Source organism: Neptuniibacter pectenicola, assembly GCF_001597735.1.
GTDB lineage: Bacteria > Pseudomonadota > Gammaproteobacteria > Pseudomonadales > Balneatricaceae > Neptuniibacter > Neptuniibacter pectenicola.
In genome coordinates, this window is sequence record NZ_LUTS01000006.1 from 124,347 (window position 1) to 149,533 (window position 25,187).

Annotated in this window: 24 protein-coding genes; 9 read left to right on the top strand and 15 right to left on the bottom strand. The window is 45.0% G+C overall.

Annotated elements, in window-relative coordinates; translation table 11 throughout:
• Window positions 1-49 precede the first annotated feature (49 nt).
• Window positions 50-2,005 (top strand): RecQ family ATP-dependent DNA helicase, encoded by a 1,956-nt coding sequence (locus tag A3773_RS09690; RefSeq protein WP_067985469.1) that lies wholly within the window; start codon window positions 50-52, stop codon window positions 2,003-2,005.
• A gap of 76 nt (window positions 2,006-2,081) precedes the next feature.
• On the opposite strand, the gene A3773_RS09695 is transcribed toward A3773_RS09690, so the two are convergent.
• From A3773_RS09695 to A3773_RS09705, 3 genes are all read right to left on the bottom strand, one after another.
• A complete protein-coding gene (locus A3773_RS09695; RefSeq protein ID WP_067985472.1) occupies window positions 2,082-2,909 on the bottom strand; it encodes a mechanosensitive ion channel family protein in 828 nt (275 codons plus the stop codon).
• A 93-nt stretch (window positions 2,910-3,002) separates the two neighbouring features.
• Entirely contained in the window at window positions 3,003-3,701 is a 699-nt protein-coding gene (locus A3773_RS09700) for an ion transporter (RefSeq protein ID WP_067985474.1), read from the bottom strand.
• Between the two features lie 27 nt (window positions 3,702-3,728).
• Entirely contained in the window at window positions 3,729-4,334 is a 606-nt protein-coding gene (locus A3773_RS09705) for a BRCT domain-containing protein (protein WP_067985475.1), read from the bottom strand.
• 363 nt (window positions 4,335-4,697) lie between these two features.
• On the opposite strand from A3773_RS09705, the gene A3773_RS09710 reads away from it, so the two are divergent.
• Window positions 4,698-5,597 carry a DMT family transporter gene (locus A3773_RS09710; RefSeq protein ID WP_231902180.1) on the top strand — a complete coding sequence of 300 codons (900 nt, stop codon included), beginning with the start codon at window positions 4,698-4,700 and terminating at the stop codon, window positions 5,595-5,597.
• Between the two features lie 48 nt (window positions 5,598-5,645).
• Here the strand turns inward: A3773_RS09710 and A3773_RS09715 are convergent, their stop codons facing one another.
• On the bottom strand, window positions 5,646-6,497 hold the full coding sequence (locus A3773_RS09715) for a LysR family transcriptional regulator (protein WP_067985477.1): 852 nt from the start codon (window positions 6,495-6,497) through the stop codon (window positions 5,646-5,648).
• Window positions 6,498-6,687: 190 nt separating this feature from the next.
• Between A3773_RS09715 and A3773_RS09720 the strand changes: the two genes are divergently transcribed.
• Window positions 6,688-7,449 carry an HPP family protein gene (locus A3773_RS09720; protein WP_067985478.1) on the top strand — a complete coding sequence of 254 codons (762 nt, stop codon included), beginning with the start codon at window positions 6,688-6,690 and terminating at the stop codon, window positions 7,447-7,449.
• Between the two features lie 201 nt (window positions 7,450-7,650).
• Window positions 7,651-7,950: a hypothetical protein gene (locus A3773_RS09725; RefSeq protein ID WP_067985480.1), complete on the top strand. Its 300-nt coding sequence runs from the start codon at window positions 7,651-7,653 to the stop codon at window positions 7,948-7,950.
• Between the two features lie 57 nt (window positions 7,951-8,007).
• Here the strand turns inward: A3773_RS09725 and A3773_RS09730 are convergent, their stop codons facing one another.
• Both A3773_RS09730 and A3773_RS09735 read right to left on the bottom strand, forming a co-directional pair.
• Window positions 8,008-8,415 carry a hypothetical protein gene (locus A3773_RS09730; protein WP_067985482.1) on the bottom strand — a complete coding sequence of 136 codons (408 nt, stop codon included), beginning with the start codon at window positions 8,413-8,415 and terminating at the stop codon, window positions 8,008-8,010.
• 21 nt (window positions 8,416-8,436) lie between these two features.
• Complete coding sequence (locus A3773_RS09735; RefSeq protein WP_067985485.1) at window positions 8,437-8,676, bottom strand: hypothetical protein; 240 nt, start codon at window positions 8,674-8,676, stop codon at window positions 8,437-8,439.
• Window positions 8,677-8,895: 219 nt separating this feature from the next.
• On the opposite strand from A3773_RS09735, the gene A3773_RS09740 reads away from it, so the two are divergent.
• Window positions 8,896-9,732, top strand: coding sequence for a 23S rRNA (adenine(2030)-N(6))-methyltransferase RlmJ (locus tag A3773_RS09740; protein ID WP_067985487.1), 837 nt, complete (start codon window positions 8,896-8,898; stop codon window positions 9,730-9,732).
• A 271-nt stretch (window positions 9,733-10,003) separates the two neighbouring features.
• Complete coding sequence (locus A3773_RS09745; protein WP_067985490.1) at window positions 10,004-10,600, top strand: hypothetical protein; 597 nt, start codon at window positions 10,004-10,006, stop codon at window positions 10,598-10,600.
• Between the two features lie 81 nt (window positions 10,601-10,681).
• Here A3773_RS09745 and A3773_RS09750 read toward each other — a convergent pair whose 3' ends face one another.
• From A3773_RS09750 to A3773_RS09760, 3 genes are all read right to left on the bottom strand, one after another.
• Window positions 10,682-12,727 carry a methyl-accepting chemotaxis protein gene (locus A3773_RS09750; RefSeq protein ID WP_067985492.1) on the bottom strand — a complete coding sequence of 682 codons (2,046 nt, stop codon included), beginning with the start codon at window positions 12,725-12,727 and terminating at the stop codon, window positions 10,682-10,684.
• 430 nt (window positions 12,728-13,157) lie between these two features.
• Window positions 13,158-13,382, bottom strand: coding sequence for a hypothetical protein (locus A3773_RS09755; protein ID WP_067985494.1), 225 nt, complete (start codon window positions 13,380-13,382; stop codon window positions 13,158-13,160).
• A gap of 13 nt (window positions 13,383-13,395) precedes the next feature.
• The gene (locus A3773_RS09760) at window positions 13,396-14,544 is read right to left on the bottom strand and encodes a Na/Pi symporter (RefSeq protein ID WP_067985496.1); all 1,149 of its coding nucleotides are present in this window, start codon (window positions 14,542-14,544) and stop codon (window positions 13,396-13,398) included.
• 548 nt (window positions 14,545-15,092) lie between these two features.
• On the opposite strand from A3773_RS09760, the gene A3773_RS09765 reads away from it, so the two are divergent.
• Entirely contained in the window at window positions 15,093-16,697 is a 1,605-nt protein-coding gene (locus tag A3773_RS09765; RefSeq protein ID WP_075109531.1) for an ABC-F family ATPase, read from the top strand.
• 167 nt (window positions 16,698-16,864) lie between these two features.
• Here the strand turns inward: A3773_RS09765 and A3773_RS09770 are convergent, their stop codons facing one another.
• From A3773_RS09770 to A3773_RS09780, 3 genes are all read right to left on the bottom strand, one after another.
• Window positions 16,865-17,212, bottom strand: a complete 348-nt coding sequence (locus tag A3773_RS09770; RefSeq protein ID WP_067985501.1) for a hypothetical protein — start codon at window positions 17,210-17,212, stop codon at window positions 16,865-16,867.
• 369 nt (window positions 17,213-17,581) lie between these two features.
• Window positions 17,582-19,012: a magnesium transporter gene (mgtE, locus tag A3773_RS09775; protein ID WP_075109532.1), complete on the bottom strand. Its 1,431-nt coding sequence runs from the start codon at window positions 19,010-19,012 to the stop codon at window positions 17,582-17,584.
• A gap of 38 nt (window positions 19,013-19,050) precedes the next feature.
• Entirely contained in the window at window positions 19,051-19,980 is a 930-nt protein-coding gene (locus A3773_RS09780; RefSeq protein ID WP_067985503.1) for a DUF808 domain-containing protein, read from the bottom strand.
• Window positions 19,981-20,132: 152 nt separating this feature from the next.
• On the opposite strand from A3773_RS09780, the gene A3773_RS09785 reads away from it, so the two are divergent.
• Window positions 20,133-20,471, top strand: coding sequence for a DUF2956 domain-containing protein (locus tag A3773_RS09785; protein WP_067985505.1), 339 nt, complete (start codon window positions 20,133-20,135; stop codon window positions 20,469-20,471).
• 11 nt (window positions 20,472-20,482) lie between these two features.
• Here the strand turns inward: A3773_RS09785 and A3773_RS09790 are convergent, their stop codons facing one another.
• From A3773_RS09790 to dusA, 3 genes are all read right to left on the bottom strand, one after another.
• Window positions 20,483-22,198, bottom strand: coding sequence for an HAD family hydrolase (locus tag A3773_RS09790; RefSeq protein WP_067985506.1), 1,716 nt, complete (start codon window positions 22,196-22,198; stop codon window positions 20,483-20,485).
• A 399-nt stretch (window positions 22,199-22,597) separates the two neighbouring features.
• Window positions 22,598-23,548, bottom strand: a complete 951-nt coding sequence (tal, locus tag A3773_RS09795) for a transaldolase (protein WP_067985508.1) — start codon at window positions 23,546-23,548, stop codon at window positions 22,598-22,600.
• A 17-nt stretch (window positions 23,549-23,565) separates the two neighbouring features.
• The gene (gene dusA, locus A3773_RS09800) at window positions 23,566-24,549 is read right to left on the bottom strand and encodes a tRNA dihydrouridine(20/20a) synthase DusA (protein WP_067985510.1); all 984 of its coding nucleotides are present in this window, start codon (window positions 24,547-24,549) and stop codon (window positions 23,566-23,568) included.
• Between the two features lie 213 nt (window positions 24,550-24,762).
• Between dusA and A3773_RS09805 the strand changes: the two genes are divergently transcribed.
• Window positions 24,763-25,152 carry a diacylglycerol kinase gene (locus A3773_RS09805; RefSeq protein WP_067985513.1) on the top strand — a complete coding sequence of 130 codons (390 nt, stop codon included), beginning with the start codon at window positions 24,763-24,765 and terminating at the stop codon, window positions 25,150-25,152.
• Window positions 25,153-25,187 lie beyond the last annotated feature (35 nt).

A 25,187-nucleotide genomic window follows, 5' to 3' on the forward strand; every position in this document is an offset into this window, starting at 1 on the left:
GTTTATTTTCAACCCGCCGTTAAATGGATTTAACGTATAGGATACTCACATGGATCAACAACATTCGTTACACGCATCACTACAACACACTTTTGCGTTTGATGCCTTCAGGGAAGGCCAAGAGCAGACCATCACCCAACTGCTTGCGGGTCAATCGACGCTTTCTATTTTCCCTACGGGGGCGGGTAAATCACTCTGCTACCAATTAACCGCGATACATCTTCCCCATTTGACGTTAGTGGTTTCGCCATTGCTGGCGCTAATGAAAGATCAGCTTGCGTTTCTTAAGTCGAAAGGGATCGCCGCTGCCAGTATTGATTCCACATTAACACCGCAAGAAAACCAAGCGGTGATGGGGGATATTCGTCAAGGTAAGATCAAAATTTTAATGGTCTCTGTGGAACGCTTTAAGAATGAGCGCTTTCGAGAATTTATTAGTGGGGTTGAGATCTCCATGCTGGTGGTTGATGAAGCACACTGTATCTCGGAGTGGGGTCATAACTTCCGTCCTGATTATTTAAAGCTTCCCCAGTATTGCCGTGACTTAGGGATTCCGCTGGTCCTTTTGCTGACCGCTACTGCGACCCGTAAGGTTAAAAAGGATATGGCGAAGCGTTTCGCCATCGCTCCAGAGCATATTGTGCAAACCGGTTTTTATCGCGATAACTTAGACCTTACAATCCTGCCGGTCACGAGTCAGGCGAAAGACGCCACCTTAGTTGAACTCATTAAACAGCAGCAAGGGTCCGGTATTGTCTATGTCACCCTACAACAAAGTGCTGAGCAGGTTGCTCGCTATTTAAGCCAACATCAGATTTCGGCAACGGCCTACCATGCGGGGCTAGATAACGATATTCGCCATAACATCCAATCGGATTTTATGGCGGGCAAGATTCAGGTGGTCGTTGCAACCATCGCCTTTGGTATGGGAATAGATAAAGCCGACGTGCGTTTTGTGATGCACTATGACCTGCCTAAATCGATTGAAAACTATAGCCAAGAGGTCGGCCGTGCAGGTCGAGACGGGTTAAGGTCCAGCTGCATTACGTTAGCGAATTTAGATGGTATTAATACGGTTGAAAACTTTGTCTATGGCGACACGCCAGAGCCAGAAGGGATCGCTAAAGTAGTGGATAATATTCGTCATGAAGTGGCGAATGGGCAGTGGGAACTACAGATTAACAGCCTATCCAATGATGCCAATATCAGGCAGTTGCCACTAAAAACCTTATTAGTGCAATTAGAACTGCATCAAGTGATTAAGCCGTTGTATGCGTACTTCGCCGAATATCGCTATAAATTCCTGCAAGACTCAGACACTGTGCTAGGGCAGTTTAGTGGTGAGCGGCAGCAGTTTTTAAAAGCGATTGTTGATCACACTCAGTTTAAAAAGATCTGGGGAAGTTTAGACATAGAAAGCCTTTATCAACAGTACGGCTGTGAACGTAGCCGTGTGGTTGCTGCGCTAGACTATCTACAGACCCAGGGGGCTATCGTCCTTGAGAGTAAAAAGATTACTGAGGTCTTCGCCGTTAAGGAAGCGGCGCTGTCTCAACCGGAGCTGGTGCAAACGTTAAGTGATTATTTCTTAGATAAAGAGGAAAAAGAGATCCAGCGGATCGCCGCACTGATCCGTTTCTTTGAACTAGATCGCTGTCTTACGGCTAATCTCGCCCGCTATTTTGACGATCAGAATGCGCCAGAGCAGTGCGGACATTGCTCCGTATGTCGGGGACAAGTGGCTACATTAGCGTATTCTAGCCAGCCACAGATGCCCGATGATACGCATTTAAACAGCGTACTGAGCGGCTTTAAACAACATATTGAAACGAAAACGAAGCAACCGCCTAGTCTGGGCACCTACTGCCGCTTTTTAGCAGGGATCAGCATTCCACTCTTTAGCCGCAATAAAGTAAGGCAACTGGATGGATTTGGTTGCTGTGAGCAGGTGCGTTTTCAAACAATTAAAGAGAAAGTCACGGATATAGTGACAGGGTTGACCTAAGGAGGGGGGCTTTTTTATAGGTGGGTAGAGCAGAAGGGGGCTATATCTGTGAAGATATAGCCCCTTATATAAGCGGTTATGTGCTTTCATTCACCATAATCACTTTACGGTGAGGGAACGGAATCTCTATGCCATTCTCATCTAACGCTTTCTTAATCAGTTCAGGTACTGAGTAGAGCACATCAAAGTAATGCTCACCTTTACAGAACGGACGTACCAAGAAGTCGACAGAACTGTCATTTAAAGTTTCTACTTCAACAAACGGTGCTGGATCTTTCAGTATATGTGGGTGGTTCGCTAATACACCATCAATGACAGCACGCGCCGCATCGGTACTTTCACCGTAAGCCACACCAAAATGCATATCTACACCACGAATATCATAGTGAGAGTGGTTAATGATTTTTTCACCCCAGATCTGGCTATTAGGGATAATGACCTGCTGATGATCAAATGTTTGCAGAATCGTGGTAAACATATCGATCTCAGTGACATTACCAAAACAACCGGCGGCATCAATAAAATCACCCACCTTGTAAGGTCTAAAGATCAACAACATAACCCCCGCAGCGAGGTTAGACATCGCCCCTTGTAAGGCTAAACCAACGGCTAAACCGGCCGCACCTAATAGGGCAACAATCGACGCCGTTTGTACGCCAAAACGGTTTAAAATCGCAATAAAAACAAACGCTAAAATCAGATAACGGGCAAGACTACCCAAAAAGCGGAATAGGGTGTCATCTAAATGTTTGTTCTTTTTGCCAATATTAATAATCAGTTTATTAACACTGCCTGCTATCCAAAAGCCAATAATCAAAATGATTATGGCCAGTAGGATATTTGTTGCCCAAGCGATCATCGCTGGAAGGTGTTGATTCATATCGATACTGTCGAGGAGTTCCATGGGTATGCCTTGTTATTAGTTATGAGGCTAAGGGTAAGTTGAGTAGGCTTAATCTGAGATGAAGAATATAGGAGCTATGTATTTAACATGTATCTAATTCTCAGGTTGTTTTCGTACATCAGAGAGTGCAGATGCAACAATGCCTGTAGGAACAGCAATTAAGCCAAGACCTATCATAAGGATGACAAATGTGAATATGCGCCCGCCGATAGTGATTGGATAAATATCACCGTATCCGACGGTAGTTAATGTTGCAACTGCCCACCATAAGCAATCAAAGATCGAGCGGAATACTTCGGGCTGTGCACTGTTTTCGAAATGGTAAATACCTACAGCTGAAAGATAAAGCAAGACTAAACTGGCTATGGAAAAAATAATTAGTTCTTCTTTTACTGAAAATAAAGCTTTGCTAAATCGTAATAAGGCTTGGTTATACCGAGCAAGTTTTAACAGTCTGGCTAATCTTAAAAGTCGCATAAGCCGTAAAGTACGCAGGTCTATGGCCGTGGCAACATAAAATGGCAGAATAGCTAAGAGGTCAATTAAGCCATAAAAGCTAAAAATAAATTTAGTCTTATTTTCTGCAAGATATAAGCGATATAAATATTCAACTGTAAAAATAGATACAATAATTATTTCTGAATAGTGTAAAAATATAGTCGTAGATTTATCTAAATTTGGAAGAGTATCTATTGAAAAGCAAATGACCGAATAGATTATAAGTAAGGTAATTGACCACGCAACAATCGGTCGGTCAAAGAAGATTCTTTGATCATCTTTATCTACTTTCATTGTATCTGCCTATTATTATTTTTCTGGTTAGATACCTGATTCATTCAACCAGTGTGCTTCTGTTATTATAGAGAGAGGGACGCCAGAATCGCGATATTCAATAGCTTTCTCGATTTTTCGGCCAAAGCTTTCATGTATCCAGCTATCGGTAACATAAGTTCCAATTACTAGGTAATCTAGAGTTTTAGTGACGGTTTTTGCATTAACCCCGCCGAGAGTTTGAATTACCGACTGGCAGTCTTTTCGTGTCCCGTAAGCACAAGTACCCGTAAATAAGAATGTTTTTTCATGGAACTGAATACGGGGTGGCGGTGAGCAAAGGGGAAGAGTCGATGTTTTTGACAGCTCACCCAGTTCTGATTTGTTGCCAGAGATGCTATGTAGTATTGAAAAAAGTTCAGAAGATTCCTCGTTATCTAGAATGTCATCTTCCAACATGTCGCTGACCTTTGAAAGAAGGTTTAATATGATCGGGTTGTCGGAGTGATTGTTTTGTATCAGCCATGTTTGTAGAAATTCTGCTTCAGGTAAATCGACAACACCATTGGCGGTAATTCCTTTACTTAGGCCGATTAGGGTATCAATTTGACGGTCTTGAATGCTTTTTCTATTGAATTTGGTGAATATATCCATATCACTATCCTTGTTTGTCCTAATTGCCAATTATTCCTATATGACCATTATATCGAATTGAGGCCATGGGTAAAAATATTAGATTACTTATCGTTCGCTGATAGCGTTTAAGCTGATTTTAAAATTGTAGTACTTATAACAAATAGGCAAAAGTTTTTCCTATAATTGGACAGAATTTGAGAGCGGGTTTCGTGTATGCTTCTGCTTGCTCTATCCCTTTTTTCTTAAACCCGTTCTCAATATTAATTTTCATAGGGTACTTTACATTAACCTACTGCACTTATGCGGTAGGTTATTTATTTTTGTAAAGGGCTACGAGTATGTGCTCAATCATGACACTTGCACCAATAATAGAGGTTTTTTGTGACTATCGATTTTGAGATCCATCGCCGTGCTAATTTAGTGGGCAGTGTGTGGATGGTGGCTGCGATGGCAATTTTTGCTATCGAGGACGTACTGATCAAGCTGGTCTCAGAAACCCTTCCAGTAGCACAAATTTTGACTCTGTTTGGTTGTGGCGGCACAGTTATCTTTGCCTGTATGGCGCTATTTAAGAGGGAGCGCCTGTTTAGTCGTGATGTCGTGTCTCGCCCTATGTGGTTACGTGTGTTCTTTGAAATTTTTGGCCGTTTATTTTATTCGTTGGCCATTACATTAGCCCCCTTGTCATCGGCCACGGTCATTTTACAGGCGACACCGATTGTGGTGGTGGCCGGTGCGGCGTTGATCTTTCGTGAGAAGGTTGGGCCTAGGCGTTGGATAGCCATTGTTGTGGGGCTGATTGGGGTTGTGGTTATTATTCAGCCGGGAAGCGAGAGTTTCTCTATGCTCTCTATCTTGGCGATCCTTGGCATGCTGGGCTTTGCCGGACGTGATCTGGCTAGCCGTGCGGCACCGGCTTCGATCAGTACATCGATTCTTGGGCTGTATGGCTTTCTCGCGGTTATTGCGGCGGGTGTCGCACTTTCCTTCTGGGAGGGTATTCCGTTTGTTTTACCGGGTGTTGAGACCTCATTCTATCTTGTAGGCGCTATAGTGGCTGGTACCACAGCCTATGCTAGCTTGATGAAGGCGATGCGTACTGGCGAGGTATCCGCGGTAACCCCCTTTAGGTATTCACGCTTGTTATTTGGTATCGCCTTTGGGGTTGTGCTATTTAACGAAGAGATCGGTCTTTCCATGTTGCTGGGCTGTGGTTTGATCGTGATTTCGGGCTTATTCATCCTTTGGCGCAGCAAAAGCGCTGCGACGGTGAAATCATAGTTGATGCTGAGGCTTCACCGTCTTTAGTGGTGATCTGTTATCACGGGTTTAAAGTGACCAACTAGAGAAGGCTTTTACATTCGCTAAGAGTAGCGCTTTCGCTTGCTCAAAGCCGTCAGGTACACGGTTGTTTTTCAGGTAGACCAGATAGATAGGGTAAGTGAATTCAGGGGCATCTTTTACGTGAACGAGCTGTCCCTCTTTAAGGTACTTATCCACTACCCGTGTGCGGAAGTAGCCGTTTCCGCCTTTGGCTAATAGGTATTTTAATGCCATGGGCCCGAGGGAAAACTGCATGGCGGCTTTTCGATTAAAAGGCACACAACGATCAAACTGTAGCGAGAAGTCCTCTCCCCAGTCGATAAAGAGATCGGGTTCTTTTTGCTGACATGATGCCACATGTATGAGTTTTTCTTCCGCGATTTGCTCCACGACTAGGCCTGTTAAATAACGCGGGCTGTGGACAATAATTGCATCGACCTCTTGTTTTTGCAGCGTCTCATATAACATATTAGTCGTGCTGACTTGGCTGTTGATTATTAAGTGAGGCATCTCCTCATTCAGCGCTAGAAGCCAGTCGACCAATATAGGATTCCACAAACTAATCTCTCCCCCAATATTGAGTCGATGCGGGGTCTGGTCGGCCGCATTACTACAAAGCTGTTTCGCTTGCTCCCACGCGGTCATCATGTTCTTAGCGGGTTTGACAAATGCCTCGCCCTTTTTAGTGAGTTTAGCGCCCGCTCGGTTGCGAATAAATAAGGTGCAGTTCAGCGCCGCTTCTAATGCTTGGACCCGAGCCGTCACTGTTGTTTGGGTGACATGTAATCGCTCTGCGGCGCGTGCAAAGGTGCCGGAGTGGATGATTTCTAAAAAGGTTCTGGCTTGTTCAATATCCATAGCTGTTGATTTTAAATGCAATATTTTTGCATTTAACCCTCATTTATATTCATTATACATGAGCCTATTGTAATCATTAGAATGGCGCCCTTGCTAGGTAAATGTGGATAAGGTTGCTTTTTTGAGCACTTATTTATGTTTACCTTTGTTGTTTAAAATAGCTGTCATTCTGTAAGGCGCAACCGTCCACATGTTCATATCGTTCTGTCGTAACACTGCTCGATTTATTGGTATTGAAACGAATAAAACCTCCCACTTTGAACGCTTAATCTCAGGAATTACCGCGTTTGTCGCGTTGCTTAGTGTCTTTTATTTCTCGAGTGTCTTTTTGTCACTGCCGGATTCTTTCTTGGTGGTGTCATCGATAGGTGCCAGTGCGGTGTTACTTTTTGCCGTACCCCATGGGGCGTTTTCACAGCCTTGGCCCTTTTTTGCTGGTCACATGATTTCGGCATTTATCGGCATCGTTTTTTATAAAACGTTTGGGGCTTCGTTTACGATCGGGGCGGTGGCCGTGGGTACGTCGATAATCGTTATGCATTACTTACGGTGTTTGCACCCACCCGGAGGCTCCACTGCACTATCCTGTGTGCTCGGCGGTAGCAGCCTTCATGCGATGGGATATGAGTTTTTACTCTATCCATTATTGCTTAATCTATTAATGATGCTCCTGTTGGCGTTTTTGATTAATAACAGTTTTTATTGGCGACGTTACCCCTCGTTTTTAAATACTTCGATACAGAATGAGCACCATGAGAAGCATTGGTTTGAACTTGAAGATCTTTATGGGGTGTTAGAGAAAGAAGATGTGTTTATCGATGCCAGCGCAGAGGAGCTGATGCACATCTATAATGCGGCGCGTGCGAGCGCAAAAACACGCCATAAAAGTTTTATCTCACGCCTACCCAGCAAGGTACGTCGGTCGTCTATACGGATTAGGCGGGGGAGGTAATACGCTGTATTTACTATGTTTAGATGATCTTTCCATATTATAGGGATAGAAATAAGGCGGTTTTACGCCCACCGTTTCGCTTCCTTAATTATTTTTCTATTCAAATAAGTAAAATGGGGTTCTTTGCTGTCAAATGGAAATAACTTACTGCGCTCGTTATGCTGTACGAGTGGAATGAGCAATATCAAGAGGGGCTCTATCGTGAAATGGATCGTTATTATACTCGCTGTCACTTTATCGTTGAATGCAAACGCTTCCCGCTTTAAAGGGAAAGACGGTAGTTACATTGTCCGGGGCGATACAGCGACAAAACTTTTTCTATCTGCGGGCGAGCCGTTAAGAAAAAGGAGTGAGGTTGTGTGTATCAACCAAAAGCGAGATTACTGTAAAAGCTGGGGACGCACTGAGTACTGGTACTATCAAGATAGCGAGGAGAGTAGTGTGATCTGGACCATTAAGATTGTGGATGACAAAGTCGTTGAGTTTAGTTGGAGTCGTTAGGGGTAAGCGCTATCGCTCCAGTGGATGGTTCTCTGTTTCGCCTTTACGCCTGAACAGTTAGTGATCAATTTTTGAGAGTTTAAGGACTTTGCGGAAGCGCTTTTTTTTCGGGTAATTAACTGTCAGTGCAAACCTTTCCGTGCCATTAAAGGTTAAGGTGTAGTGGTCTTGTTCCCTCGCTATCACGTCTGTTAAATGGTAGCTGTTGTAGGGAGGGGAGAGACTGCGGTTGGCAACGATCTGATAGTCTTTATCTAAAACGATGATTTCGCAGCCCTCTTCAAAGGGGCAGTCCCAGCTTAAAAATAGTAGGAAGTAGTCGGGGTATTCATATTGTTTATCAATCACATAGCCCGGAACTTTTATGCCAAGTGCTTGCCCACTGTAATAGAGCATTGAGGTTAACGGGCGGTTCTCGTATTCACCCTTATGCTCTTCTAGTGAAAATTGATTGATACCGTTCACAGGCTTTCCTATGTCTAGCGCTTAAGGGTGGTTTTTAATGAGCGCTTTAAGCCGGTCTGTTTCTTCACGTAGGCTGTTGTCGGGTAGGGCTTCATTCGCTCGGTTATACCAATACCTCGCATTAGATAGATCACCTTCAATTCTATGCAGCAACGCGTGTATTAGGTAGGCGTATTTGTTATCTCCCTCTTGCACTAACGCGTGGGCTTGATCCCATTCATCCATCTCTATGAGTTCGATAGCCTGCTGTAATTTGTTCATAGTTACGCTTAACCTCTTTGTTCGTTAGGTCTACTTTACCATGTGGTCATAGGGCGGTCAGTGCGCTTGTTATCTTAGCGTTTTATTTTTTAATGGGCTGTTTTTCTAGGCGTAAATTTTTATATTTTGATTAACACGTTTTGTGTTTCCCGCTTTCCAAGTAAAATGGTTTTATTCAGCAGTGACTCTTCTCTGCTTATCATCTAAAGAGATACACTTTTGCTAAGTTATAGACACTCGTTTCATGCAGGTAATTTTGCCGACATTCTCAAGCATATTGTTGCGGTTGAGGTGTTAGAGCATCTAACTAAAAAAGATAAACCGTTTGAGTATATAGATACCCATTCGGGGGCTGGTCTGTTCAACTTCAAGTCAGCCCATGCGCGTAAATTAGAGGAGCATTCGGGCGGTATTGGTAAGCTAAAAGAGGCCGAGTATCCTGAACTTTCACGTTATTTTAAGGTGATAAGGTCCTACAACGAGGCCGGTAAAAGTAATATTTACCCTGGGTCGCCGTTGTTTGCTAAATACTTTTTACGCCCACAAGATCGTGCCTGGTTGTTTGAATTACACCCTGAAGATTTTCAATACCTTTGCCTCAATACCAGCCGCCAGCGCAAGATTAAAGTGACCTGTAGTGATGGCTTGCAAGGGATGAATGCGTTGATGCCGCCAGCGAGTCGTCGGGGCTTTATCTTGATTGACCCATCTTATGAAGTTAAGACTGAGTATGATGATGTGGTGGCAGCGATTAAAAAGGCGCATGGAAAGTTTGCTACAGGGACTTATGGGTTGTGGTATCCGGTGGTGGACCGAGCAACCATTACTAAAATGAAAAATAAGCTGATCCGTAGTGGTATTAAGAACATTCAGTGTTTTGAGCTAGGTATATCACCAGATACGGATGAGCATGGCATGACATCATCCGGCATGATCGTCATTAATCCACCTTGGGGACTGTTTGATAAAATGTCCAAGTTACTGCCTAAGTTGGCACGTACGTTAGGTGAAAGCGACGCGTTAATCTTTCAGTGTGAACAGCTGGTGGATGAATAAATAGGCACCCCACCGCTATTATCAATAGATAGGCTCGCTGATGTCGGGATACGATGCTGACGTTGTTTAGCTGAGTAATGGCGCCGAACCTTATATTGATCGGCGTTAAGTCTGGTAGTCGATGGACTGTGACGTATTCCCTATATTTTATGGCCAGCGTTTTATCACGAACGTGCTTAAAACGGAGATTAACCTGAGCGGTTAATCTTTTTTCTTGCGCTAAAAGTAGATCTCCGCATAATAGGCGACCGCCAAAATGATGTGATCTGCTATGCCGACTGATAAGCCCAAATCAATTCAATCCGCCTCAGGTATCAACCCTGTTTCAGGACGCGACCCAGAGTTACAAGGGCCGTTTGAGCGCTTGGCGGATGAGTTGCAGGCTCATCTCAACCATGGCGCCAAACTGATCGACTGTCCCCACTGCCGGTATCATGCGGCAGTGGAGGAGCAAGGGTTTGCGCCGATATATTTTAGTCACTGTTTACTCTGTCGAACGAAAGTGCGTTTTGTACGCATGAGGTGTGCGTGCGGCACCTTTAATGCCTACGATGGGGCACAGCACCAGCAGTGTGTCACATGCTCAACGCCGTTTACTTATACCGATGTGGTTAAACAGAATGAGCCGAAAGTGTGTGGGGAAGAGAGTCCCGATCATTATGAAGGCGCACAGGCCTTGTGCCATATCTGCTGTAAAAGCCATAACACGGTGTTTGAGTTTGATGAGCAGTGGTTGTGTTTAGACTGTTTAGAAGAGCATCGCTCGCCGGGGCGCTGCGAAACCTGTGAAACGGTGCAAACGGGGGACCTTGAAGATAGTTTTGAAAAGGGCTGTATGTTGTGTGGTGGGCGTATTACTTGGGATTAACGTCAAAACTATTAAAGTCAAAACTATTAAAGTCAAACCATAGCCCCGTAGAGCTATGGCTTGATGCTGTTGGTACAATCCTTAGGTTTTAAATAGGTTTACCACCCGTTGTAGCTCTTTACCTGCATTATCAAGTTCGTAGATCGCATTGGCCATCTGCTGGCTTGATTGAGCGGTTTCCATCGCGATTGTACTGATATTTTCAACATTGCGGCTGATATCTTCACTGACAGAGGTTTGCTCTTCGGCGGCTGATGCAATCTGCATACTGGCATCGGATATGTTGGCAACAGACGCTGTGATGGCGGTTAGGGCTTCACCGGCCTGAGAGGTCATATCGACACTGCATTTTACTTTATCGTTACTCAGCTCCATACGTTCTACCGCATTACGTGTATTGCCTTGTAAACGCTCGATCATCTCTCTGATCTCAGTGGTAGAGTTTGCCGTTTGTTGTGCAAGATTACGCACTTCATCGGCAACGACGGAGAAGCCACGTCCGGCATCCCCTGCACGGGCTGCCTCAATCGCCGCATTCAGGGCGAGTAGGTTAGTTTGTTCGGCTATATTTTGAATCACATCCATCACTGTACCAATGGCGTTACTATTGGATTCAACCTGTTCAATCATGCCCGTCAGTTCGTTAACTTCATTCGAGATACTTTGAATAGAGCTAACCACTTGCTGTACCAGCTGGTCACCGTTTTGAGCTTCAGAGCTTGCCATCTGGGTTTGCTGCGCGGCTGATGCGGCATTGCTGGCAACTTCTTCAGAGGTCGATGTCATCTCGGAGATAGCAGACGCCACCATTTCGGTTTCTTGTTGCTGGCGATCTAAATCACCATTGAGACGTGAAATACCGCCCGACACTGTATTTAGGTGGGTGGTTATTGTATGCATCGTGCTGTTTAACTGACGTGTCACATTACGTAAACCTGCTACGGTCGCTTTGGCACTTCGGCTCAGTTGGTGGATCTCATTTTGGCTGTTCTCTGAACCCATATCTGTATCAATGACAGTGGTTAAGTCGCCGTCACCAATCGCTTGCATATAGCCACAGATCTTCGCGATAGGTTTTAGGCGGGTGCGTAAGGTAATCAGTAGTAAGAAGGTGATCACAATGGCGCTGATAATCGAGATAATGGACATCTCTATTAGCAGAGTGTTTTTAGCTTGAGTCAGTTCTTCGATATCGTTTTGTACGATCACACCCCAATTCCATTGCTTATTTTTTGTAAACGCAATGAGCTTGTTCTGTTCCTCACCTTCCGGTGTTGAAACGGTGAACTGAAGGGTGCCGCGCTCAGTATTATTAACGGCATCAAGTATCTGCTGGCCATGCAGCGAGACATCAGTGATTTTTTCGATCTGATTATTCGGATGTAAGATCAACTCACCAAAGTGTTCGCCCTCGGCCAAGTTCACAATATACGCGTAGCCACTTTCACCAATGCCCAGCTGGCTAATGGATTTTTTTAGTGTTGCTAAATGGGAGGTATAGTCAAAGCCCACATAGAACAGACCGGCCACGTCCCCTTGTGCATTTTTAAACGGGACATACTTGGTCATATAGTGGCGTTCTAAAATATAGGCAGGCCCTACGTACTCTTCACCGTTTATCAGTGCTTGATAGCCGGGGTGGGATTTTCCCAACATAGTGCCGATCGCTCGCTCGCCATCGTTGTTACGAAGGGAGGTGCTGACTCTAAGGAAATCATCGCCCACACGCATAAAGACGGTGGCTGTTGCACCAGTCATTTGGCTAAATTGATCAACCTTGGAAAAGTTATTAGTAATCGCTTCTCCGTTATTCATCAAAAGAGGGACTTCATATTGGCCGACACTTTCTTGCATAAAGCTATCGGTGGTCATCGCGCCGGGAAATAGGCTGACAAAAACAGAACCTAACTCAGCCGTTTGCTGCTGGAGTGTTGTGTTGAAAAAGTCGATGTTATGGGAGAGGTGGTCAACCTGCTGTTCGACGGATTGTTCAACCGTCTCCATAAATGCATGATCAACTTCGCGGTTCATAAACAGGTTTAAGCTTGTGAATATCACCACAACAATGACAAGCATGATGTAGGTAAGTTGTTTGACTATAGACGAGTCACGGAAAAATGAAGGCATTATTAAGACATCCTAGGATGAGTACATATAATTTTATTATGCTGCGAAACTACCTTATGTAAGTCCCACAATGCAATATTATTATCTGTTAAATCAGATAGTTGATACTTAAGTTCTGCTTATTTGATCCAAAACAATACATAGTGATAAGGGTATGTAAGTTCGTTGTTGACTGAGGTTAGTTACAACCTTCTAGACCCATTGGCCTTTGAACCGCACGCGTCCGCAATAGTGCAGAGAGAGAGGGATTTAAAACCGCTGGGGAGAATAGCTGATTTAAGCAAGATGCTGAGGCAGGAGACGGCGGGTAAAATTAACGTGGTAGGTTTTTAGTTAAGTTTTTGATTTTAGATTTATTTTGTGGTTTTTTTAAATAAAAAAAGCCAACTTCTCTATCAGACGTTGGCTTTTTATAATGCTTTCTTTGTATTTATTTATTCTTTTTGGATTCTTCAAGAAGATAAGCAATAAAATTCTTAATGCTATTCAAATTGAACTCCGCACTGCTCATGTGATGCTCTAAATCTTTGATCTCATGCTCTTGTTTTAGATGTTCACGACGAATCACTTCTTGCTTTAACTCTTGTAGGGTTAGCTGTGTTTCATCGATTAATTTGTTTAGCCTCTCAGTGGACAATATTTGTAAATTGCTCATAGGATTCCCCTAATTAAAATTGGCTGCTGATGCCCAAACAAAGGGCTGGGGCGACAAAGAACACGCCTAAAATATAACCTAGAGCGGCCAGTTTATTTTCAGCCGCTATTCCACCTAATGTTTCCGCGCATTTAACCGGTATATTTCTCAGGAGTGGTAGGCCATAAATTAGCACGACACCTAGAATATTATAAATAAGATGAATAAAGGCGATTTGTAGTGCTGCTTGTGCGTTACCTGTCACAGCGGTGGCTGCAAGTACAGCTGTCACACAGGTACCAATATTCGCGCCCAAAGTGAATGGATAAATATCCTTCAATTTGAATGCGCCAGAGCCTGCAAGTGGCACCATTAAGGACGTGGTTGTAGACGATGATTGGACAAAAATAGTGACTAAAGTGCCGGATGCAATACCCGATAAAGGTCCGCGACCAATCGCTGTGTGCATAATATCTTTAGCTTTGCCTACCATCAGCTTTTTCAACAACTTACCGACCATGGTAATGGCAATAAAGATGAGACCAATACCAATTAAGATCAGTGCAATACCGCCAAGTTGATCGCCGAAAGAATGGGTTACATCTTTAACTGTATTGACGACTGGGGCGGTTGCTGTTTTTACAAAGTTAAAACTCTTAATCGATGAGTCACCAGAACCGTAAAATAGGCTTGATAACCAACTGCCTATTTTCTCTAAAAGGCCAAAGGCGATTTCCAATGGTAAGAAAATCAGTACCGACAGTAAATTAAAAAAGTCGTGTACGGTTGCGGCTGAAAAAGCGCGCTTGAATTCTTCCTTCGCACGGACGTGACCAAGGGAGACGATCGTGTTCGTGATAGAGGTACCTACATTGGCCCCCATAATCATAGGAACCGCAAGCTCCACAGGAAGACCGCCAGCCACAAGCCCGACAATAATAGAGGAGACGGTAGAAGATGACTGAATTAATGCTGTGGCTATAATACCAACGACAAGCCCTGCAAAAGGGTTACTCGCGAAAGAAAATAGTTCACTCGCATGACCCGCTGAAGCCATTTTAAATCCACTACCAATCATGCCAACAGCACAGATCAATAAATAGACTAAAAAGCTAACCATTATCCATTGAAGATAGTTGTGATACTCGCCTTGCTTGGGAAGTACCGCTTGATTGTTTTCCATGTTTGGGTTCTACCTAATAATTGAGAGGCAGATGAATAGTAGCTATGGAACTTTGCAGAAATATGACTAACGGTAAGTTAAGAGGAAAGCCCCTCAAAAAATAGCGCGAGAAGAAATGGTGTGTTTAAAAGAGAGTGAGCGGTTGCCTAAAGAGAAGTAAAACGCGATAAGAGTATGTTGAGTCGAATACCGATAAATAAGACCTATTATTCATGCAATGGTTTTATTGGCTACATGCGGTTTCTCTGCACTAATGCCCCCGCCATCTGACTCTCTATAAAGCCGATCAACGATATCGGCTGTCCAGTGAAGTCATCCTTAATGTTTTTTAACTTAAAACGGCACAGAGTGATTATATTTTCACAAATATGAAAGAAGAAACATTTAATAATAGGGGAGGTCCGTCGGCTGTTTTTATATGCATAATTGTGTGTTTCTTGTACGATTTACCTCGACATTTCGAGCATAAATCTTTATAGTGCGCCTCCCATATTTAGGCCTTTTGTAGGGGTCTGTGTTCTTCATTTTATCGCTTAGGTACCTCCCTTTTGATTTCTACCGCAAACATCACCATGCAGTTTGGCTCTAAGCCTTTATTCGAAAATATTTCAGCCAAATTTGGTAATGGCAACCGCTACGGTCTTATCGGTGCGAATGGCTGTGGTAAGTCAACGTTTATGAAGATCCTAAGTGGAGAACTCACACCGACGTCAGGCAATATCTCTATCACGCCGGGCTATACGGTTGGCACCTTGAGTCAAGATCAGTTTGCTTTTGAAGAGTACAGTGTTATCGATGCTGTTATTATGGGCGATGCGCCGCTTTGGGAGGTTAAGCAGGAACGTGATCGTATCTATAGCTTGCCGGAAATGTCAGAAGAAGACGGCATGAAGGTTGCGCACCTTGAAGGTGAGTTTGCTGAAATGGACGGTTATACCGCCGAGAGTCGTGCCGGTGAGATCCTTCTTTCTGCCGGTATTGCTGAAGAACTACACTGGGGACCTATGAGCCAAGTTGCTCCCGGTTGGAAACTACGTGTTCTTTTAGCGCAGGCGTTGTTTGCTAACCCGGATATTTTGTTATTGGACGAACCGACCAACAACTTGGATATTCATACCATTACGTGGCTTGAAGAGTTATTGAATCAACGTAAATGTACGATGATTATTATCTCCCATGACCGTCACTTCTTAAATTCCGTTTGTACCCATATGGCGGATATCGATTATGGTGAGCTGCGCATATTCCCAGGTAACTACGAAGACTTCGTTGCCGCATCCACACTCATTCGTGAACAGCTTCATGCGGATAACGCGAAGAAAAGCGCCGAGATCGAAGATCTTCAGCAATTTGTAAACCGTTTCTCTGCAAACGCATCAAAAGCGAAGCAGGCGACATCGCGTGCTAAGCGTATGGAAAAAATCAAACTCGATGAAGTTAAGCCTTCTAGCCGTGTAGCGCCTTATATTACGATGAAGCAGCACCAAAAACTGCATCGTCAAGCGCTGGTGATTGAAGATATCTCCCATGGGTTTGATGGCGAAGTGCTATTTTCGGGCGGACATATGATCCTTGAAGCCGGTGCTAAGTTAGCGGTGATCGGTGAGAACGGCGTTGGTAAAACAACGTTATTGCGCTGCTTGCTTAACGAACTCAACGTGAGCCATGGTGAAATAAAATGGGCAGAAAATGCTGAGATTGGTTACTGCCCACAAGATAGTAGTAAAGAGTTTGATAATGACCTGACCTTGTTTGAGTGGATGTCACAATGGCGTACCCCTAAACATGATGACCTTGCTGTCAGGGGTATGTTGGGGCGTTTACTCTTCACCGCAGATGATGCCAACAAAAAAGCAAAAGTATGTTCAGGTGGTGAGAAAAACCGTCTGTTGTTTGGCAAACTGATGATGTCAGATACAAACGTTTTGATCTTAGATGAGCCGACCAATCATTTGGATATGGAATCTATCGAAGCGTTGAATAATGGGTTAGCTAATTATGATGGTACGATCATCTTTGTTAGTCATGACCGTGAGTTTGTATCCTCATTGGCGACGCGTATTCTTGAGATTAAAGATCATAAAGTGATCGACTTCCAAGGCACGTATGATGAGTACCTAACGGATCAAGAGAAAGCCAGTAAAGTCGCTTAATCCAGCGGCGCCCCTTCAAGGGTAAAGATAAGCTGAACAGTGTTATATAAGCGTGGGGCTGAGCTATATCACAGCCTTGATCCTTATCAACTGTTCAGCTTTTTTTATGCCTGATGTTTGCATCCGGCGACCTACCTCGCACCTATTTACGTGCTTTATTACGCGGGCTAGTTGATAAGCTGGTCTCTCATCTCCCTGCACTTATCCGATGACATATCTAAATCAACGGTGGGTAGCTTATCTGTAATCCGCCGCCCTTCAGGTTTTAGACGTCTCGAATAGATGAGTTCCATACTGGGTGACGTGGATTTATAAGCGTTTCGACGACGGTCCGTCATGGATTTTCGTCGCTCTCGGTCTTTATACTGCTCGGATTGATGCTCGACTAGCCATTCACTTGCATGGAGTAAGGTGGGTAGATTCGGGCTGACCCTACCTTGTTCAGGGCAAGCCCAGTAATAGATGAATTTATAATTATCTAAATCTTTAATTAGCTTTAAGGATACGCTGGACATAGCTTTCTACATTCCTTGTAGAGAATGGGGTTTTCAATAACAGCTCAGATATTGGATTAACGGAATAGAGCATCATCATACGGTTAATTAGCGTGAGCCAATATAAGAAAAATTCTTAATTTAATCCTCGCTCCGCAGAATATCTATTTTATCTTTCGCGGCCTGTTTGGCCGAAGGGTTTGTGTTTTGATGGGGTTGTGTGCGTAATTCATTCGCTCACAGGCTGAGCCCCTACGGGATGTATTTGTAGGAGGCCAGCCTCTGGCCGAAGGGTTTGTGTTTTGATGGGGTTGGGTGCGTATTTCATTCGCTCACAGGCTGAGCTCCTACGGGATGTATTTGTAGGAGGCCAGCCTCTGGCCGAAGGGGTTATAAAATCACAGCGGCGAGCCCTAAGAATATTAAAAAACCTAACGTATCGGTGGTGCCTGTAATAATTACACTGCTGCCCAGCGCAGGGTCTTGGCCCAATCGCTTTAAGGCGATTGGGATGGCTACACCGATAAAGGATGCAAATAACATGGTGCTTAACATCGCTAGCATCATCACACAGGAAAGCAGAAAATTGCTGTAGAGGATGTAGGTGATAAGCGCAGTAACGCTGCCCCATATAAGGCCGTTCATCAGGGAGATGGACAGCTCTTTTCGTAGTAGTTGTAGCGTATTGCTGGCATTAAGTTGCTTGGTGGCTAACCCTCGAATAACTAATGCAACCACCTGGTTGCCCGCGTTACCGCCAATGTTTGCCGTGATGGGGAGTAGGGCGGCGAGTGCGACGACATGGGTAATGACTGTTTCAAACTGATCGATAATACGTGACGCGATAAAGACAATAAAAAGGTTAAGTGCGATCCACGGCCAGCGGTTTTTAGCGGAGGTTATTATCGGATCAAAAAGGTTTTCCTCTTTGTTTAAACCGGCGTTCAACAGTAGTTTCTTATGGGCGAGTTCGGCAATTAAGTCCATTAGGGCGGTAACGCGCAGCACCCCGACCAGCTTATTATGTGCATTAACCACCGGAGCAACAATCAACTCATAGCGTTCAAAGCTGCGTGCGGCATCCTCTGCTGAGCTGTTTGTGTGGAAGGTGATCGGTTTACTATCAAGCACGTCAGCGATGGGTAAGTCGCCACTATGGGTTAATAGATCCTCTAGGGCGAGGGTTCCTTTTAGGTGACCATAATCATCTATCACCATGATCTGTCCGGAATTATCAGGCAGTGAACCTTGGCGGCGAAAAAAGCGTAAGACGACATCTAAAGAGATATCATCACGGACAACGGGGATATCAAACTCCATCCATGCGCCAACGCAATCTTCAGGAAAACTCATAGCGGAACGTACTTGATCACGCTCGTCACTCGAGAGGGAGCAGAGCAGATCCGGGGCGACATCTTCGGGAAGGTCTTGTACTAAATCGGCAATTTCGTCACTTTCTAAATGCTGTGCTGCGGCAGTTAGTACATTGGTATCCGATGCGCTAATCAGGGGCTGCTTTACCGAGTCAGACAGTTCTAACAGTACCGCCCCTGCTTTGTCTTCATCCACTAAATGCCAGATGAGAGGGCGGTGTTCAGGCGGTATCGACTCAAGGAGCAGTGCAGTATCCGCTGGGTGTAAGCGGTTAATGAGTCGCTTTAGCTCGGCGAGGTGTTGGCGGTGGGTGAGCGATTCGACAAGCGCATGTTTAGGCTGTTGGTTTTGGCTGTGTAACCACGCTTCAATCAGCTCTTTGCGGTTAAGCAGTAGCTGAATTCGCTGAATAGATTGAGATAAGTGCTGTGAATGAATATCAGACAAAAGGGTTCTCCAGCGGTGTTGATCTAGGTGCTAACCGCTTATTCAGCGGCTTTTTTGGCGGGGAGTATGGCTTTTAAACCTTGAATCACCAGCAATACAAGCCCACCGGCAATCACACCGCTTACTGCTTCTAGCAACGTCGGTAAAACAGCCATTAAGACGCTGCCGGTGCCAGCAGTGATCTGCGCTATAAAGTGATGTAAAAAAGGTAAGCCGTGGGCAAGGATACCGCCGCCCACCATAAACATAGCGATTGTACCGATGACCGATAGGGATTTCATCAGCTTAGGTGCCGCGGAGAGAATGCCGCGCCCCAGTGATTTTTGGAAGTTACTGCCATCGGGTTTGCGAATGAGGTATAGGCCCATATCATCTAACCTGACGATGCCGGCCACGATACCGTATACGCCAACAGTGATGATAAAGGAAAGGCCAACCAAAACAGACAGCTGAGTCATGAGTGATGCACCCGCAACGGTGCCTAAGGTAATGACAATAATCTCAGCAGATAAAATAAAGTCGGTCCTAATGGCGCCTTTTATTTTTTGTTTCTCAAACGCGACGATATCAACCTCGGTATTTTCTATGGCTGATTTAAGCGCCTGATGGTGGGCCGCTTTCGATTCTTTGGAGTGAAAAAGGGCGTGGAATACTTTCTCAAACCCTTCAAAGCATAAAAACAGTCCGCCGAGCATCAATAAAGGGGTGATCAGCCAAGGAATAAAATAGCTGATAGCCAGTGCAGCGGGCACAAGAATCATTTTGTTGAGTAAGGAACCTTTAGCAACAGCCCAGATAACCGGTAACTCTCGATCGGCTTTAACACCGGATACTTGCTCAGCATTTAGGGCTAAATCATCGCCTAATACCCCCGCTGTTTTCCGTGCTGCAACCTTGGTCATGCTGGCCACATCATCTAAAAGCGTTGCGATATCATCAATTAAAGCAAAAAAGCTGGAGCCAGCCATGGCGGTGTCCTTAATAAACGGTTGATTCAGAAGTGAATAGCATAACGGGTTTATATGAATAGTCACTGATTTATAAACGATTAAGTCTAGAATCCGACCTGTTATTCAATCTTACTTACAGTGATAATAGCTGCCAACGTTTAGGAGTGAGTATGGCGAAGAAATTAAAGGTATCGGACGAAGTGGTAGCGGACGCGATGCAGGTGGCGAAAGCGACACAAAAACCGGGGCAGACGAAAGAGCAAACTAAGCTCATCGCCCAAGGAATTCAAAAAGGGATTGAAGAGTATAAAAAACGCAATAAAGAAAAAGCCCGTGCGCTCGATAAACAAAAACGTAAATTGAATGAAAAAGCCAGTAGCCTGGCTGCACAGCCATCGGACGACAGCGCCCTGACACCAGAGGTTATCTATCAGCAAAGCAAACTTCCTTGGGCGCTTTTGCTCCTAAGTTGGGCAGGGTTTATTGCGTATATTTATCTGGCGGCATAGCACAGTATTCATTAGTTTCTTGGTCTGTTTTTTCGACAGGAGAGTACTAAAGCCCAAAATTCAGAGAAGTCATTTACAACGACATCAGGTTTGTAAGGGTAACGTTCCGTACCGGGAAAGATCTTGTTTAACCAAGGGAGATCCCATTGGGCACCATTAAAAAAGACACTGGTGATGCCCGCTGATTTAGCGGCGATAACATCGGTGGTGCTATCACCCACGTACCAAATATCAGGGCCTAAGGTGATGTTTAAGTTTTCGGCGGCTTTAAGTATTTGATCGGTGTGAGGTTTGCGCTCGACGGTATCATCACCGCAGATCTCAGTATCAAATAGGTGGGCCCAACCACCGTCCACCGTATTGAGTTCATGGACAAAAAACTCCCGGTCTCGGTTGGTGATCACACCGACAATTAGCCCTAGTTTTCGTAGCCCTTCAAGCATATTTTTCACGTTCGCCTCAAACGGCAGGGCGGTGCCATAATACTTGCGATAATGTTCAGTGAAGCCCTTGTGAGCTAAGGTTTTTGCCACGTAGTTATCGGCAAAAAGGATCTCAAAAATATCAGTACGGGATATTTTACGGTCGATCTTTATTTTGGGGTGAAGGCTTAAATTATCCCGGACATATTCGACGAGACGTTGATCGTCTGGCGATTTGCACTTAGCGGTATCAACTAGGTGTTCTAATAACCCAAGCTCTTTTAGCTCTTTCAACATATCGTCAACGGCGTGATACATCGCATCTAAGGTATCAACCAGTGTGGCATGCCAATCAAAAAGGATGACCTTAGGGTACGTGAGTTTTGCAACAGCAGGGTGCCAATCTGGCTCTTGATGTTCGGCCTTAGGTTGGCGGGGGGGGAGTCGGTCAGGGCGTTTAGTAAGTAAGTCCGGGGTTATGTCTGCCCCTTTACTGGTGATAACCAGATCAAGTAGCTCGTCAAAGTCGTCGATAATAATGTCGGGATCGTAATGGTGGTGGGCATGATCCGCAAACACCTGTTCAAACCAGTGGGGGGCCCAGAGTGCGCCATTATAGAAAACACGGGTTACGCCAGCTTTTGTCGCGGTCATCATATCGGTGACACTATCGCCCACATACCATAAGTGTTGGTCCGTCAGAAGATTAAGCTGTTTTGATGCTTGAACCAGTGAATCGGGTGCAGGTTTATAGCGCAGCATCTCATCGCCGCACAGGGTGACATCAAACAGATCGTTCCAGCGACCACCCTCAACTTGGGCTAATTCAGGATCAAGGAACTCACGGCTACGGTTGGTAACGACGCCAAGTTTAATGCCCAGTTTTTTAAGGTAACAAAGGTAGTCAAACATACCGGTTTGGAACGGTTTGACCTCCCCATAGTGGTGTCGGTAACAATCGTTATAAGCTTTGTGGGCAATACGGTTAGCAACATCGTTATCCCCAAAAATTGCGTCAAATACATCGGTTCGTGAGATACGTTGTTCAGCCAGTACGCGGGGGGGTAAGTGATGATAGATACGGATATAGCGAATGAGTTTCTCATCATCCTCGGTTTTAGCTTCTTCTTCAGGTAGCAGATATTGAACTAAATCGAGTTCATCTAACTGGGCTAACATCTCTTCAATAGCTTGATACATCGCGCCATGGGTATCCACCAGTGTGCCGTGCCAGTCAAATAACATCAGTGTAGGGCGGGGGAGTACAACGCTGTTTTCAATGCGCGCCTGTGTTGTATTCGGCATACCGGATCTCCTTATACATCATGAACCATGTAAAGATCAGTATAGACAGGAACTAGAGTATTTTTTTCTTAACCCTTCGGCCAAAGGTTGGCCTCCTACAGACAATCCCCGTAGGAGCTCACCTTTATGCTCGGAACGAGTGCCAGAGCGAATGAATTACGCTCCAAACCATAAATTCAAAACCTTTCGGCTATCAAGGCACCTCCTACAAACGAAGATTTTGGTGTAGGCGCTAAACTTTATGCCCAGAATGGTCTCTCGGGCGAATAGGCCAGAGCCGATGAATATGAAAAACGCTTACGGAAAATAAAACGCTATAAAAAAGGCTAACCTTCAGGAAAAGGTTAGCCTCTTAATGTTCACCGCCTGTTACCGGCGATGGAATATAGCGCATCGCGTTTAGATCTTTGCCAACAGTTGTTCTAGCTTAACTTGGTCTGCGGCAAAACTGCGAATACCTTGGGCTAGTTTTTCTGTGGCCATTGGATCTTCATTCATCATCCAACGGAACTCCGCTTCGCTCAGGGATAACTTACCCTGCTCAGATGTGGCGTTAGCGGCTGAGAGTTTAGTGGGCAGTGCTGCATTGTTATCTTCTAGTTCTTGCATCAGCGCTGGGGCAATCGTTAAACGATCACAGCCTGCAAGTTCTTGAATCTCGCCAATATTACGGAAGCTCGCACCCATCACGATAGTGTTGTAGCCATTGGCTTTGTAATAGTTATAGATATTCGTAACGGACAGAACACCGGGGTCATTTGCACCGCTAAAGTCACCCTCTTCATTGGCTTTATACCAATCAAGAATACGGCCAACAAAAGGCGAAATAAGAAACACACCCGCATCCGCACAGGCCGCTGCTTGGGCAAAGCTAAACAGCAAGGTTAAGTTACAGTTGATGCCCTCTTGCTCTAGCTGGCGTGCCGCCTGAATGCCTTCCCAGGTAGACGCGATTTTAATCAGGATACGCTCTTTACCTATACCGGCTTCAGCGTAAAGGTCGATAAGTTTACGTGCGCGCTCAAGGGTGGCGGCTGTATTAAAGGATAAACGGGCATCCACTTCAGTAGAGATACGACCGGGGATGATATTTAAAATCTCGCGTCCAATCTCAACCGCTAAACGGTCGGTCATGTTGTCCAGTTGTTCCTGCTCAGAACCGCCTTGACCTGTTGCCCATTCCTTAGCGGTAACAAGGAGTGATTGATACTGCGGCAACTCGGCTGCTTTTAGCATAAGAGAGGGGTTCGTGGTTGCATCGACAGGGGTGAAGCGTGCAATCGCTTCAATATCACCGGTATCGGCAACGACGGTTGTGATCTGTTTTAGCTGTTCTAACTGCGTTGTCATATCTAATAATCCGTTTTCTAATCGGGTACACGTTCCAGTGCTGCTAAGAGTACCTCAATTGAGGCCCCAGGTTTATGCGCATTTTCACTAATATAGCGCCGGAACTGTTTACCGCCCCGTTGGGCATGAAAAAGCCCCAACATGTGGCGTACTATGTGGTTTAGGCTGACCCCTTGTGCTAATTGCGTTTCAATATAAGGGATCATGGCTAGCGCGGCTTGTTTACGGCCGATCATGGGGGTTGTTCGACCATAAAAGGCCTGATCAACCTCCGCTAATAAATAGGGGTTTTGGTACGCTTCACGCCCTAACATTACACCATCAACATGTTGCAGATGTGTGTGACATTGTTCAATCGTTTTAATGCCGCCATTGATGTGGACCTCAAGCTCTGGGTATTCCTGTTTGATGCGATAGATCCAGTCGTACTTTAGTGGGGGAACATCACGGTTTTCTTTAGGGCTTAAGCCTTGCAAAATCGCTTTACGGGCGTGAATAATAAATACCTTACAGCCCGATTGACGTACCGTTTCGACAAACTGCTTTAGCGCATCGTAGCTGTCCATATCATCTATTCCTAAACGATGTTTTATCGTTACAGGAATATCGACCGCTGCTTGCATCTGCTCAAGGCAATCCGCCACGATTTGAGGGTGTGCCATAAGACACGCACCAATCATGTTGTTTTGTACGCGATCACTTGGGCAGCCCACATTAAGGTTCACTTCATTGTAACCATAATCTTCAGCCATCTTGCTACACTGCGCCAACTCTGCGGCATTACTGCCACCTAATTGAAGCGCAAGGGGCTGTTCTTCAATGTTATAACGAAGAAAGCGATCTGCTTCTGCATAGATAAGCGCGCCTGTGGTTACCATCTCGGAATAGAGAACCGCTTGTTGACTCAATAGGCGATGAAAATAACGACAGTGGCGGTCACTCCAATCCATCATCGGCGCAACCATGAAGCGGCGGTTAAGTGTGTCTTTAGCTAGGGTCATTAATATATGGAACTTATCAGTATAAAATAGGTGGCATTTAATTTTAGATGCGATTATATACTGTTAGCATTTTTTGCGCTGCACATAGGGCTAAATTCTTGTAATCAGTTGTTGGAAGATGAGCTGTGAGTGCACGGTTGTCAGTGTTAGTCTATGCGCTGACTACTAGCACTGACTAATATTAAGCAAATTTTTAAGGAATTCTTCAGGGTCATGAGTGATTCAGACAAGGGCTTTACCGCTAAAAATACGGGGTTTAAACGCTTTTATTATGCGTCGATATACTCATGGCAAGGGCTAAAAGCCGCGTACGCACAAGAGCCAGCTTTTCGTTATGAAGCCTGGGGCAGTGCCATATTAATCCCCTTGTCATTTTTTGTTGCGCAAAGCCCAATGCAATTAGTCGCGCTGATTTGCACGTGTTTATTGGTGCTTGCCTTTGAACTGGTTAATAGCGCGATTGAAGCCGTGGTTGATCGCGCCGGTACCGAGTTTCATGAGCTGGCGGGGTTAGCAAAAGATTTAGGCTCTGCCGTGGTCATGGTTGCGCTGATTATGGGGGCCCTGATCTGGGGTGCCGTCATTTACGAGAACTTTCTCTAGTTTAAATGCTTAATCTACACTTCTTCTTCATTTCT

Coding starts and splice junctions, on each gene's coding strand:
- A3773_RS09690 (WP_067985469.1), top strand. CDS start 50: ATGGATCAACAACATTCGTTACACGCATCACTACAACACACTTTTGCG.
- A3773_RS09695 (WP_067985472.1), bottom strand. CDS start 2,909: ATGGAACTCCTCGACAGTATCGATATGAATCAACACCTTCCAGCGATG.
- A3773_RS09700 (WP_067985474.1), bottom strand. CDS start 3,701: ATGAAAGTAGATAAAGATGATCAAAGAATCTTCTTTGACCGACCGATT.
- A3773_RS09705 (WP_067985475.1), bottom strand. CDS start 4,334: ATGGATATATTCACCAAATTCAATAGAAAAAGCATTCAAGACCGTCAA.
- A3773_RS09715 (WP_067985477.1), bottom strand. CDS start 6,497: ATGGATATTGAACAAGCCAGAACCTTTTTAGAAATCATCCACTCCGGC.
- A3773_RS09720 (WP_067985478.1), top strand. CDS start 6,688: ATGTTCATATCGTTCTGTCGTAACACTGCTCGATTTATTGGTATTGAA.
- A3773_RS09735 (WP_067985485.1), bottom strand. CDS start 8,676: ATGAACAAATTACAGCAGGCTATCGAACTCATAGAGATGGATGAATGG.
- A3773_RS09745 (WP_067985490.1), top strand. CDS start 10,004: ATGCCGACTGATAAGCCCAAATCAATTCAATCCGCCTCAGGTATCAAC.
- A3773_RS09750 (WP_067985492.1), bottom strand. CDS start 12,727: ATGCCTTCATTTTTCCGTGACTCGTCTATAGTCAAACAACTTACCTAC.
- A3773_RS09755 (WP_067985494.1), bottom strand. CDS start 13,382: ATGAGCAATTTACAAATATTGTCCACTGAGAGGCTAAACAAATTAATC.
- A3773_RS09760 (WP_067985496.1), bottom strand. CDS start 14,544: ATGGAAAACAATCAAGCGGTACTTCCCAAGCAAGGCGAGTATCACAAC.
- A3773_RS09770 (WP_067985501.1), bottom strand. CDS start 17,212: ATGTCCAGCGTATCCTTAAAGCTAATTAAAGATTTAGATAATTATAAA.
- A3773_RS09780 (WP_067985503.1), bottom strand. CDS start 19,980: ATGGCTGGCTCCAGCTTTTTTGCTTTAATTGATGATATCGCAACGCTT.
- A3773_RS09785 (WP_067985505.1), top strand. CDS start 20,133: ATGGCGAAGAAATTAAAGGTATCGGACGAAGTGGTAGCGGACGCGATG.
- A3773_RS09790 (WP_067985506.1), bottom strand. CDS start 22,198: ATGCCGAATACAACACAGGCGCGCATTGAAAACAGCGTTGTACTCCCC.
- tal (WP_067985508.1), bottom strand. CDS start 23,548: ATGACAACGCAGTTAGAACAGCTAAAACAGATCACAACCGTCGTTGCC.
- dusA (WP_067985510.1), bottom strand. CDS start 24,549: ATGACCCTAGCTAAAGACACACTTAACCGCCGCTTCATGGTTGCGCCG.
- A3773_RS09805 (WP_067985513.1), top strand. CDS start 24,763: ATGAGTGATTCAGACAAGGGCTTTACCGCTAAAAATACGGGGTTTAAA.